Genomic DNA, 12917 nt, shown 5'->3' on the forward strand with positions numbered 1-12917 from the left:
CTTGATCCTAGAGAAAGAAATATGAACAGCTCCAATGAAAAAGTGGCTTAAAAAATTGTAATTTATTAGAGTATATCTGTGGTTTAAATATATAGGAGCTGTAAATCAATTAATCAGTTCGACAGTTAATCAGTTCGACCAATAAACTCATCACATATCATTTATACACAATCGGGCAATGCTATGGCAGACCTACAGCCAGTTATTGACAGCTTGGTAATGCGCACCCTGGTGGTGACTGCGAGAGGAACATCAAATCATCAGTTCAACTCCCGATAACTATCCGGGATAGGCGGTTCGACTACGATGGAATTCAGGCTAGACAGTTCACAAGGGCAGCTTAACAATAAATTCAACGCCGTTTTTGTGGTTGATATAATTTAATTCGCCATTATGATCCTTAACCAAATTAAAGGCGGTTGATAATCCCAGGCCGGTTCCGTTGTTGGTGCTTTGGGTGGTGAAGAAAGGGTCAAATATTTTAGAGCCTACCTCTTTAGTGATCTTGCTTCCGTTATTATAGACAGAGATGCAGGCAAAGTTACCATTGTTACCATGCTGAGTGTAACTGCGTATCTTAATCAATTTTATTGGCGTATCGAGGGAGGCATTAATGGCGTTGTCGATAATGTTGAGTATGACCTGGTGAATCTTTTCAGGATACGCATATATTGGTTCGTCTATTTCGTCGCGATAATCAATTGTAAGGTCAAGCGGTGTTTTAGCTTTAGTAAACAATAACGTTGATTTGATAATAGCCTGGATATCACACATGGTTTTTTCGCTTGTACCATCATACGAAAATGTCATTAATGATGACACGATAAATGCGGCCTGCTCAACGCCCTTATTAAGAATGTCATTGGCCTGGTGCAAAGTTTCTTCAACCTGTTTATTATCAAGTCCCTCTTGCAGGTCTTCAATGGCGTTACCAAGCAATACCGAACTGGTTGCTATAAAATTGAGCGGGGTGTTTATTTCATGAGCCACTCCAGCTGTAAGGATTCCCAGGGTCGCCATTTTTTCTGAATGGATTAATTGCTGCTGTGTGGCCCTCAGGTGTTTGTTGGTTGCTTTTAACTCTTCAATATGTTGATCAAGATCTTTGTTGTTATCAATCAGTTTCCTTTCGAATTTTGTGTTAAGCCATTTCAGGTAGTAAATGGAGCAGTTGATAAATATAAAGATTGCGATGGCGGTTATTTCGGTATAAAGCTTAATGTCAATATAAATGTTTTTCACTGTCAGTTCGTTGGATTCGTGACCTAAGATCAGATCATCGTGAATGATCAGTAAGACCAGGTAGTACAACATGGAAGTGATATATAAACCCTTTTGCTCACTGGGCCTGACCAGCAATTGTGGAATTAACGATAGCGCAATGATCATTTCGCTATAATTAAAGTAACTATCATTCTCAACAAAGCCCAGCAGGGTGGGAATGACTATAAAGACCAGGGGAGGTGAGAAAATAAGCATGGCTTTACTCAATTTCACCTGCCTGTAATAGGATAGTATAATGTGAATAAGCGTTATACCCATCATCCACAATAAACGATAACTGGCTATGGTAATAACAGTGTTATTAACCTGTCTTAAAACAGCCATGGTAACAGATAGCAGAATCATAATACCAAGCAATGTGATATTTAACTGATTACTCAGTATGTAAGTCCTGCTTGATAAAGAATTCAGGTCTGCTACCCCAAGGTGAGACACTAAATCCCAGGTTTTTCTGATTCGTTTCATGGTTTGGTTTTGCATTCAGTGCCAGAAAGATAATGAAATATTTGAACATAAGGCTTGTGTGTGCTAGAAGTTATAAAATTGTAAAATTTAAGTAACGTATCCTGCTAATGATATTATTGCTTTCTTTGTAATAATGATCAAACTATTTGAGTGTATTCCATTGCAAGCAATGAGATTATACATACTCATTATAACCCAACGATGGAAAAACGCAGATTTTTACACATAGGAGATAATTCAGGTCTTGTTGCTGTGATCAAAGAAGTTCTGAAAGGACATCAGTTAATTGAATCGACTTCGGTAAAGGAAGACCTGTTATCGTTAAAGCCAGATATAGTTATAGCTGATGCTGAATTGATAAGCGGAGATTTTATTCGATCGGTAAAGGGAAATGCATTATACGCTCCAGCTGGCATCATTTGTTATGCAGCCAGTTTAAATGTCAATGATGAACTACGAAGCTATTTTGATCAAAACCTTATTGAATTGATCAAACTGCCTGTTTGTAAAGATGAACTTGAGATCCGGATCAATAAGATGCTTAGGAACAGGGGGAAGAACGAGGCCCCATTGTTAGCCGATAGAAACCTGGACGGGTCGGATGCTGAGTTTAAGTACAGAACTGTTGTTGAGAACGCCAGTGAGGGTATCTTACTGATCCAGGATAATTATATTGTTTTTGCCAACAGGGCTTTGTCGGCTATGTTGGGATACTCCCTGGAGGAACTCTATAGTGTTCCTTTTCACACCTTCCTGCACAAGGATGATAAACTTACTGTTGTTGAGAATCACCAAAAACGGCTTAGCGGAAATAAGATTCCTATATATCAGGTACAAATCCGGAAAAAGGATGGAAGCTTTATAACAGCCGAAGTGAATGCTGCCCGTTTTAAGTATAAGGGGCGTGTTGCGACCGTTAATTTTGTTACCGATATAAGCCAACAGGTCAAAGTAGCCAAAGAGCTGAAAGAGAATGAGGAGCGCTACCGCCTGCTTTTCTCGAATTCCATTGAGGCCATCACTATTTTCTCAGCTGATACCCTGAAGTTTATTGATGCCAACGAGGCCTTTTGTCGATTATATGGTTATAGCAGGGATGAATTATTGAATTTGACGGTTAAGGATATTAGCGCTGAAGTAGAAAAGAGTGAGCATGCCATTAAGGAATCTGTTAAGAAAGGGGATGTCATTATTCCGGTTAGGCATCATAAAAAGAAAGACGGAACAGAATTGATCGTTAGAATTGCTGCCGGACCGTTTACCTGGAAAGGCGAGCAGGTGATGTATTCTATTATCAGGGATGTTACCGAGCAGATTGAGCTGGAGAAGGAGGTAAGGGAGAGTAAAGAACTACTGCAGAATATGGCGGATAGTATACCTGCTTTTATCGGTGTTGCTGACGCTGAAACGATTCATTATAAATTCGTTAATCAGCGCTTTGTTGATGCTTATAACAAAGAGAGGAGTGAAATAATAGGAGCCTATTATGCTGATGTTATTGGACAGCGAAATGCTGATTTCGCGATGAAGTATATCAATGAAGTACGCAAAGGAAAACCCACCTCGTACATCAATACTTTTGATTTGGAGCATGGGCGCAGATATATCAATGTCAATTTTACCCCTTCTTTTAACAGTAAAGGGGAAGTTAAAGACATTATTATTTTAAGCCATGATATTACCCAACTTAAGCAGGCAGAGCAGGAATTAAAGGATGCCAAGGAGCAGCTTGAAATACAGAATGAAGAGTTGCATGAGCTGAATGCTACTAAAAACAAGTTCTTTTCAATTATTGCTCATGATCTGAAATCACCATTTAATGCGCTACTGGGAATTGGTGGTTTATTGAAAGAGAACCTGAAGAATGGTGAAGTTGATGAAGCCAGGGAGATGGCCAATTTAATGTATGAATCGGCAACCAGTAATTTTGAATTACTTGAGAACCTGCTGGAATGGTCGAGGGTACAAATAAACCGCACTGATATGGCTCCTAAAGTTGTAAATGTTAAAGGGGCTGTTGGTGATGTGATACAATTGTATGGCGGTAAGGCTCATGAGAAAGACATCGTCATTAGCTGTTCCGGTAATGATGATGTGTTCGTTATGGTGGATGAAAACATGTTTAGTACGATTATTCGTAACCTGGTTAATAATGCCATTAAGTACACTCTAAGGAAAGGGGACATACAAATTAGCTACCGCTCAGTGAATGGATCAGTTGAGCTGGAAGTGTGTGATTCAGGAATTGGAATGGATAAAAACCGATTGGATACCTTATTTAAGATAGAAGAGTGCTATTCAACAGCCGGTACTGATAATGAGCAGGGAACAGGATTGGGACTAATCTTGTGTAAGGAATTCATTCAGTTGAATAATGGATCTATTTCAGTGACCAGCGAGCCCGGCGAAGGAAGCTGCTTTAAAGTGAGTTTACCTTCGTTGGACGGGTAAGATTGTTGGGTCAATAAATTGTTAGGTCATTAGACGATTCGACAATTCAACGATTCGACAGTTCGACAAAGCGATAAGGGATGGCTATCGGGGGAGAGAAGGGCAATAAGTAATTCGCCAGATAAACAATAAAAAAAGCCGGTATTGCATCAATACAATACCGGCTTTGTAATTAATAAAAACCCAATCAATCTATAATTTCTCAATCACTTCTTCCATTTCTTCCAATGATTTACCCTTGGTTTCCGGTATCATTTTCCAGACAAAAATGGCTGAAAGTATGCTCATTACCCCATAGAACATATAAGTCATCCCGCCGCTAAACTCCATCATGGCAGGGTAGGTAGACGATATGAAATAGTTGGCAGCCCATTGTGCGGCTACGGCAATGGCAATGGCTTTACCGCGTATTTTATTCGGGAAAATTTCACCGATCAACACCCAGCAGATCGGTCCCCAGCTCATCATAAAGGAGGCGGTATATACAATGATAAATACCAGGGTGCTGATGCCGATTACTTCGAAGAATGATAACATACCAATAGCGATCATGCCGATGGCCATACCAATCGAACCGGTGATTAAAAGTGGTTTACGGCCCCATTTATCAACCGTGGCAATGGCAACAACGGTAAAAACAACGTTGACAAGGCCCATTACAATGGTCTGAAGCATCGAAGCATCTTTGGCGGCTCCCATGCTTTCAAAAATACGTGGTGCATAATACAGGGCAACATTGATACCTACAAACTGTTGGAAAACTGAAAGCAGGATCCCGATGATAATAACTTTTTTACCATAGGCAAAAATACTTGATGAGCTAACTGTTTTTTGAACAGTTGCCTTAATGTCATTAAGAATACTTTTGGCAGTATCCAGGCCGTTAATGCGTTCAAGGATAGACAGGGCTTTCTCATTCTGTCCCTGCATAGCCAGGTAGCGGGGCGTTTCAGGTACAAATAGCAAGAGTATGCCGAATAAGCCCGCAGGAATAGCCTCTGACAGGAACATATAGCGCCATCCGGTCTCGTTGATCCACTCAATGCTCTGTCCTTTGGCAATGGACCAGTTTACGAAATAAACCACCAACATACCAAAGATAATGGCAAACTGGTTGAAAGAGATCAGGCGGCCACGAATGTGTGCCGGAGCAATTTCACTGATGTACATCGGACTGATGGCTGATGCCAGGCCAACACCAATACCACCGATAATACGATAGAAGTTAAACATGTACAATAAGCCCATGGTGGCCTTGCCCGGTTCAAAAAAGAAGATTTCCGGTTTTCCAGAACCAAGGGCTGATATAAAGAACAGGATGGCCGCTACAATAAGTGATTTCTTTCGGCCCAAGCGAGAAGCTAATAAGCCCGAAATGGCACCGCCTATTATACAGCCGATAAGCGCACTGGAAACAGTAGCTCCATGTGCAAAAGAGCTCAGGTTGAGCCCGTCGATCAGAAAGGCCTGGATGGATTTTTCAGCCCCTGATATAACAGCTGTATCATACCCAAAAAGCAACCCGCCCAAGGTTGCAACCAGTGTTAATAGCATGATATAGCCTAAATTTTGTTGTTTTTCCATAATCCCGGATTTTAGCCGGCCACTGCAAGCTGATCGCCAGAGGCCGGATTGATAATTGTCCCGAAAGATGCGTGTTTGAAGACTGAACTACATGTGCGTTTAAATTTTTCAGATGCTACCAAACTGTTATAGTATGGAAATAGCAGTTATGGCTTGAGTTCGTTGGACACCTTTCGGGATTATTAAAAGTTATTAGTTAACAGGCAAGAGATAATTTTTTGATTTTAGATCGCATTTTATCAAGGTTTACATTGCATTTCCAGGTCATATGAAACGACTTATGTCTTTTAAAAGTGCATAGTACCAATGTCTCACAACTCATATCTCACAACTCACTTCTATCTTATGTCCTGATTCTTATGCCACCAAAAAATACTACTGCCTGTTCGCTATGTCTGTTGTTTAAATATACATGTTAATCAACTGCTCGTAGCGCTCTTGCTTACCGCTGATCATTTCCGGCTCACCTGCTTCTTTAGCAATTTTACGAAGGTCTTCAAGTGTTAATTTACCGGCAGCAAACTCAGCGCCCTTACCACTTTCAAATGAAGCATAGCGTGCCGCTTTTTGCTGCAGGTAATCGCTATTGCTTAAGATGTCATCAGCAATCACAAGTGCACGTGCAAATGTATCCATACCTGAGACATGAGCAATGAAGATATCTTCAAGGTCAGTTGAGTTACGACGAGTCTTAGCATCAAAGTTAACACCACCACCTTGTAAACCACCGGCCTGAAGAATCACCATCATGGCCTGCACTGTTTCAGGAATACTTGTTGGGAATTCATCCGTATCCCATCCGTTCTGGTAGTCTCCTTTGTTGGCGTCGATAGAACCTAACATGCCTGCATCGGCAGCACACTGTAACTCGTGCTCAAAAGTATGCTGAGCCAAAGTAGCATGGTTCACCTCAATGTTTAATTTAAAGTCTTTATCAAGACCATGGTGACGTAAGAAACCAATTACAGTTTCAGCATCCACATCATACTGGTGCTTGGAAGGTTCCATTGGCTTTGGCTCAATCAGGAAGTTACCTTTGAAACCATTCTTACGTGCGTAATCACGCGCCATAGTCAGGAATTGTGCCATGTGCTCTTTTTCAGCTTTCATGTCGGTGTTAAGCAATGACATATAGCCTTCGCGACCACCCCAGAATACATAGTTCTGTCCACCTAAAGCAATGGTCGTATCAATCGCATTCTTAACCTGGGTTGCAGCATGTGCCAAAGCTGTAAAATCAGGATTGGTTGATGCACCATTCATATAGCGTGCGTTGGAGAAAACATTAGCTGTACCCCATAGCAGGTTAACACCGGTTTCTTTTTGGTATTGCTGTGCAATAGGAATAATCTTTGCTAAACGCTCTTCAATTTCAAAAGCTGTACCGTCGCCAACCACATCTGTATCGTGAAAGCAATAGAATGGAGCACCAATCTTAGTGAAGAATTCAAAAGCTGCATCCATCTTATATTTTGCTTTATCCATTGCATCAGCTCCTTTGTTCCATGGGAAAATTTGTGTTCCCGGACCAAAAGGGTCACCACCGTCGCCACAGAAAGTGTGCCAGTAGGCAATGGCAAAACGCATGTGTTCTTTCATTGTTTTGCCGGCAATAACCTGCTCAGGGTTGTACCACTTAAAAGCTAATGGATTTTTTGAATCTCTGCCTTCGTAGGCAATTTTTCCAATGCCAGGAAAATATTCGTTACCTGTTGCCATGATTTGTCAATTTTACGTTGGAGACTGAATCCTTGTTTGTGTTAAGTAAATCTGATAATGCTATCCGGATTCTGATGTCTCTCAACCTGGTTACTATTTTTTGATTAATTATTTCATTTCAATTTCTACCATTACCGGTTGCGGAGCTCCTAAACGGATGGCTCTTTCTGATGGTAATGTACTGCCTATATAAAAGCGGTAAGATCCTTTGACGTACTGCTCTTCACCTTTTTCATCAATATTATACAATTCAGAGGTGTCGATGGTAAAACTTAACTTAGTGCTGCCTTTGGCTTTGATAGTTTCACGTCTGAAACCTTTTAAGTCATACATCGGCACAGGAAATGAAGCATCCTGTGCTGATACATAGAGTTGTACTGTTTCTTCAGCATTAAAAGCACTGTTGTTGGTGATGTCTGCCGTAATTGTTATTAGCTCCCCAAATTGAAAAGATGTTTTTTGAGTCTGTGCATTTGAATAACTTAGGTCGGCATAGTTAAGGCCGTATCCAAATGGATATAACGGTTCTTCTTCCATGTATTTGTAAGTACGCCCATACATGGTGTAATCTTCATAGTCTGGCAATTGTTCAACAGACCTGGGGAAGGTGACCGGTAATTTACCCGTAGGACTTGCATCGCCAAACAGAATATCAGCAATAGCATTTCCTCCCTGTTCGCCGGGATACCATGCCATAATAACCGCATCGGCAATATCGTGTACTTCTTCCAGAGCAATAGGGCTGCCACCCATTACCACCACGATCAAAGGTTTATCCTGATCTTTGCGAATCTGCTTCAGGTACTCCAGTTGTTTACCCGGCAGTTTCAGATCGGGGCGATCGCTTTTATGCGCTGAACCTATGGCTTCACCTTCCTCGCCTTCAAGCAGGGTGTTAATACCCACTACAGCAATGCAGGCATCAGCTCCACGAGCTTCGCTAATGGCCCAGCCAATGGGATTTTTATTTTCTTCGGTTAGTAAAAAGCCGTGGCGATACTCAAAACGGGTACCTAAACTAACTGCGCCTGCCACGCCTTCAATAACTGAAACCACATTGTTTGAAATACCATTGTAATTGCCCAGCATCACATCTACGTCGGCCGCCAGTGGTCCGATGGCAAACAAATGTTTGATATCTTTTTGTAAGGGTAAAACGCCGTTGTTCTTAAGAAGGACAATTGATTTTTGTGCAGCTTTGCGGGCTAACTGTATGTTTTGTTCACTATTCACCACTTCAGGTCCAAGCTGATTATATGGATTGTCTCCATATGGATCGAATAGACCAAGTTTAAAGCGTGTACGCCAAAGCAGGCGTAGGTTTCTGTCGATATCAGCTTCGCTTATCAGGCCAGCTTTGACGGTCTCCGCAAGATTTTGGTAGGTGGAGCCACAATTAAGACTGACATCGTGTTTAATAGCTTCAGCTGATGATTCTCTGGCATTGTTGGTGTACTCATGCAAGCCATGAAAGTTAGCTAAGGCACCACAATCAGACATGACATGCCCCTTGAAGCCCCAGTTATTGCGCAATATATCGGTTAGTAACAGTGTGCTACCACAACACGGTACATCCAGGGTGCGGTTATAAGCGCACATAACCGATTCAACACCGTATTTGGTAACCAGCATTTTAAAGGCCGGCAGATAGGTTTCGTACAGATCTTTGGGTGATGAATACGCATTGAAACTATGACGTAAACCTTCAGGTCCGTTATGTACGGCATAGTGCTTGGCACATGCTGCCGCTTTCAGGTAAGTAGGATCGTAGCCCTGTATACCTTTAACAAAGGCACCACCCAGTGTACCGCTTAAAAACGGATCTTCACCCCATGTTTCCATGCCGCGCCCCCACCTTGGATCACGAAAAATATTCACATTGGGCGACCAGTAAGTTAAACCGGCATACTGCAGGTAGTTTCCGTTTTTTTGTGCAATGTTAAACTTAGCTCTTCCTTCATCGGAGATAGCTGATGCAAGCTCTTCAATAAGTTCCGGATCAAAGGTCGATGCCATGGCGATGGGTTGTGGGAAAACAGTTGCACGTCCCATTCTGGCAACGCCATGCAAGGCCTCATTCCACCAATTATAGGGTTTGATGCCCAAACGGTCAATACCTGGCGCATCGTGCAACAGTTGAGCACATTTCTCTTCAAGGGTTAATTGTTCGATCACCATTTCAAGCCTTTCCTCTATATCGATACGATGATCGAGGAAAGTACCTGCCAGTGAGTCGGGCATTTGTTGTTTGTTGTTGGTAGTACCTTGTTTTGGGTTGTTGCATCCAAACAGAAACAAAGCGATACTAATACAGCTGATAATTGCATTTTTCATAATTGATTTGTGTATTAATTAGTTATACTTACTTTATTTGTGTTGTTACAATGGGTTTGAATGCTCTTTTATAATTAGTTGACCAGTTTAAGGGGTGTTCATATCACCCTTACCCCAATAGCCATCCGGGTCTTATATCAGTTCTCTCTTCCAATTCTCATACGCCACTTCCAGTGCATCAATATTTTCAGGTATCGGGCTGATAACTTCAACCTTTTCTAATGATGAAAATGCCTCTTCAATAGAGTTGTAGAGGCCGGCCCCGTATGCGGCACCTCTTGCAGCTCCCAGTGCTCCATCTGTCTCGTAAAGTTCAATGGTTGAGCCTGATATGTCTGACAGTGTCTGGCGGAAGACAGGGCTAAGGAACATATTGGCTTTACCGGCACGGATAACATTCGTTTCAATCCCGGTTTGTTCCATCACTTCCATGCCGTATTTAAAACTAAAGGCAATGCCTTCTTGCGCAGCACGTAACAGGTGGCCGCGTCTATGAAGGTTAAAGTTGAGGTTTTTAACAGTTGCTCCCGGGTTTTCATTCTTCAATACCCGCTCGGCACCATTACCAAATGGAAGCATCAAGAGGCCGTCGCTGCCAGGTTTAACTGCTTCGGCTTCATGATTCATTTGTACATAATCAAGGTCGGCTGCTACATTTTTGCGTAACCATGAATTCAGTATGCCAGTGCCGTTAATGCAAAGCATTACACCCAGGCGGTTGTCAATATTCGTGTGGTTAACATGCGCAAAGGTGTTAATGCGTGATGCCGGGTCATATTTTAATTGGTCGCTGACACCGTATACCACACCCGAGGTGCCGGCAGTAGCTGCCACCTCTCCAGGGTTCAATACGTTTAAACTAAGTGCGTTATTAGGTTGGTCGCCAGCCCGGTATGAAATGGCTATGCCTGGATTTAAGTCCAGCTCTTTCGCTGTTTCGGAACTTAATAAACCCTGTATTTCAAATGTTTCTTTGATGGTAGGAATCACACCTTCGCTAAAACCATAATTGTTCAGTAATTCTTTAGAAACGGTTTGGGTTTTGAAATCCCAGAAAATACCTTCAGATAAACCTCCTTTTGTTGTTACTATGTCGCCGCTTAGTTTATAGGCGATATAATCGCCCGGCAGCATGATTTTATGAATTCTGGCAAAGGTTTCCGGCTCATTTTCTTTGATCCACTTTAATTTTGAAGCAGTAAAATTACCCGGTGAATTCAACATGTGCGATAAGCAATGCTCTTCACCAATTTCTTCAAAGGCCCTGTTCCCGTATTCGATAGCACGACTGTCGCACCAGATGATGGCAGGGCGCAATACCTCTCCGTTTTTATCAACAGTGACAAGTCCATGCATCTGGTAGGAGATGCCGATCGATTTGATAGTTGATTTGTCAATATCAGAAGCTGCCAATACATCTTTTAATGCCAGCTTAAGGTTATTCCACCAGTCTGAAGGGTTTTGCTCCGCCCATTCGGCCTGGGGACTTAGAATGGCCATTTCTTCTTTGGGATAAAAAGCTGAGTTAACAGCCTTTCCTGTCGTTACATCAAGCAAAGCAACTTTGACTGATGAACTTCCTATGTCGAATCCTAATGAATACATATTTACTATCTTTGCGTACTGTTCTGTACTGGTATGGTGCAAATCTATAAAAAAAAGAATCACTACTATAATGATTCTCTAAAAAATATTTTTGTAGGGACGCAAAAGTTCATTTCCAAATCGCTGGAAGCGAAGGCTGCAGCCTTTTGTCCCATTAATTTAAAATCAGTGGAAATAACGGATATACCTTTGTAGATAAATTTTTTCATGGGTGTTTCGTTATACGACAGTATGCCAACATCTATACCTGGCTCCAGTTTTCGTTCTTTGCACTGTTCCAATATATGACCCAGCATACGGTCGCTGACACTAAAGTACATATCACCGGCGCGCACACTCAGTTCTTCTTCATTAGTCAGCCTCATGTGTTGGTAGTCATTTTCTTTGCAGTATCGTTCAAAGCAGTCGGCTGTAATAAGCGGATGATAGGTAAAGGTAGGGTAGACCATTATCAGTCGCTTATACTTTCTGAGCAGGTGATCTGCCTCTTGCAGGGCATTTACAACAGGTGTGTCGAAGTCCTGGTAGAGTTTGTTTTTTATGTTCTTAATATTTGTATTCCAATCTATTATTAAAGTCTTTTCAGGAGGGAGGGTGCTGACAATTTCCTCCACATCTTCATGGTCAAAAGGCATAATAATGTATTTGCTGTATCGGCCACGGCTATCGTTTATCAGCTTCTTGAACAGCTCAATATTATAATGATGGAAGTGGACATCTGCAATGGTGTCTTTGTTCAGGTTCTTGACGAACTCCCCATATAGAACCTCTTTGTAGGCCTTGAACGTATCCAGGAATAAGAATACTTTACGGCCCTCTTTAGCGACAAAGTATCCTTTGTTGGGTACCGACTCTATAACGCCCTGTTCCTTAAGGATACCATAGGCTTTAAATACCGTGTCACGCGATAGTTTATAGGTTTGGCATATGACATTAACAGAAGGGAGCTGATCGCCTTCATGCAGTTTGTTTTCCGCCAATGCATTAACAACTGTATCAACCAGCTGTTGAAATTTCGGAATCTCGCTTTGGGAATTGATTGTAAATTTGATCATCATACCAGTTTTTAAAAGTGTTCTGTTCTGGTAGGTGCAAATATAGGTTTTATTCTGGATTATTGTCCTGGAAATTTGTTTTTCTCTGTATTATTGGTTTGATTTGCAGCTTCCATATATTTAAGCCACAGATGGCACACCCCATTGATTATCGGGGTACACGGATTATTCCTGCGGAATAGGATTACCAAGATGAAAATAGCAGGCGGGAGGCCTGCCACATTCTAGCCCGGGGCAAAGCGTTTTAGTGTTCGAAAAGATTCAAACATTCACATATATAGTGTTTTGCAAGCTGTAAATCAGCTCTCCTCCTTACAAAAAGGCTGTATGTTTGTAATAAGAAACACATAAGCCTCTATTGTGTCGTAAATTAGATAAAGTAACAAGTGTCTAATTAATAAACAAGAGGCTTATGCAACG

General features: G+C 41.7%; 7 protein-coding genes. 1 reads left to right on the plus strand and 6 read right to left on the minus strand.

The genetic code is table 11. The features are described 5' to 3' along the window. Positions 1-327: 327 nt before the first annotated feature. Positions 328-1749 (minus strand): sensor histidine kinase, encoded by a 1422-nt coding sequence (locus tag ACRD69_RS24810; protein WP_430817830.1) that lies wholly within the window; start codon positions 1747-1749, stop codon positions 328-330. A 201-nt stretch (positions 1750-1950) separates the two neighbouring features. Between ACRD69_RS24810 and ACRD69_RS24815 the strand changes: the two genes are divergently transcribed. After that, positions 1951-4200 carry a sensor histidine kinase gene (locus tag ACRD69_RS24815; RefSeq protein ID WP_430817831.1) on the plus strand — a complete coding sequence of 750 codons (2250 nt, stop codon included), beginning with the start codon at positions 1951-1953 and terminating at the stop codon, positions 4198-4200. 192 nt (positions 4201-4392) lie between these two features. Here ACRD69_RS24815 and xylE read toward each other — a convergent pair whose 3' ends face one another. The 5 genes from xylE to ACRD69_RS24840 form a co-directional block, all read right to left on the minus strand. After that, positions 4393-5784 carry a D-xylose transporter XylE gene (gene xylE, locus ACRD69_RS24820; RefSeq protein WP_430817832.1) on the minus strand — a complete coding sequence of 464 codons (1392 nt, stop codon included), beginning with the start codon at positions 5782-5784 and terminating at the stop codon, positions 4393-4395. Positions 5785-6186: 402 nt separating this feature from the next. Continuing rightward, positions 6187-7503: a xylose isomerase gene (gene xylA / locus ACRD69_RS24825; protein ID WP_430817833.1), complete on the minus strand. Its 1317-nt coding sequence runs from the start codon at positions 7501-7503 to the stop codon at positions 6187-6189. Between the two features lie 108 nt (positions 7504-7611). Next, positions 7612-9837 carry a glycoside hydrolase family 3 C-terminal domain-containing protein gene (locus tag ACRD69_RS24830; RefSeq protein WP_430817834.1) on the minus strand — a complete coding sequence of 742 codons (2226 nt, stop codon included), beginning with the start codon at positions 9835-9837 and terminating at the stop codon, positions 7612-7614. Between the two features lie 132 nt (positions 9838-9969). Continuing rightward, on the minus strand, positions 9970-11442 hold the full coding sequence (locus tag ACRD69_RS24835) for a xylulokinase (protein WP_430817835.1): 1473 nt from the start codon (positions 11440-11442) through the stop codon (positions 9970-9972). 65 nt (positions 11443-11507) lie between these two features. Next, entirely contained in the window at positions 11508-12497 is a 990-nt protein-coding gene (locus ACRD69_RS24840) for a GntR family transcriptional regulator (protein ID WP_430817836.1), read from the minus strand. Positions 12498-12917 lie beyond the last annotated feature (420 nt).

It is taken from the genome of Carboxylicivirga agarovorans, assembly GCF_050589845.1.
GTDB lineage: Bacteria > Bacteroidota > Bacteroidia > Bacteroidales > Marinilabiliaceae > Carboxylicivirga > Carboxylicivirga agarovorans.

Bases quoted from the DNA above. Each gene is read 5' to 3' on its own strand.
- ACRD69_RS24810 (WP_430817830.1), bottom strand. From the start codon at position 1,749: ATGAAACGAATCAGAAAAACCTGGGATTTAGTGTCTCACCTTGGGGTA.
- ACRD69_RS24815 (WP_430817831.1), top strand. From the start codon at position 1,951: ATGGAAAAACGCAGATTTTTACACATAGGAGATAATTCAGGTCTTGTT.
- xylE (WP_430817832.1), bottom strand. From the start codon at position 5,784: ATGGAAAAACAACAAAATTTAGGCTATATCATGCTATTAACACTGGTT.
- xylA (WP_430817833.1), bottom strand. From the start codon at position 7,503: ATGGCAACAGGTAACGAATATTTTCCTGGCATTGGAAAAATTGCCTAC.
- ACRD69_RS24830 (WP_430817834.1), bottom strand. From the start codon at position 9,837: ATGAAAAATGCAATTATCAGCTGTATTAGTATCGCTTTGTTTCTGTTT.
- ACRD69_RS24835 (WP_430817835.1), bottom strand. From the start codon at position 11,442: ATGTATTCATTAGGATTCGACATAGGAAGTTCATCAGTCAAAGTTGCT.
- ACRD69_RS24840 (WP_430817836.1), bottom strand. From the start codon at position 12,497: ATGATCAAATTTACAATCAATTCCCAAAGCGAGATTCCGAAATTTCAA.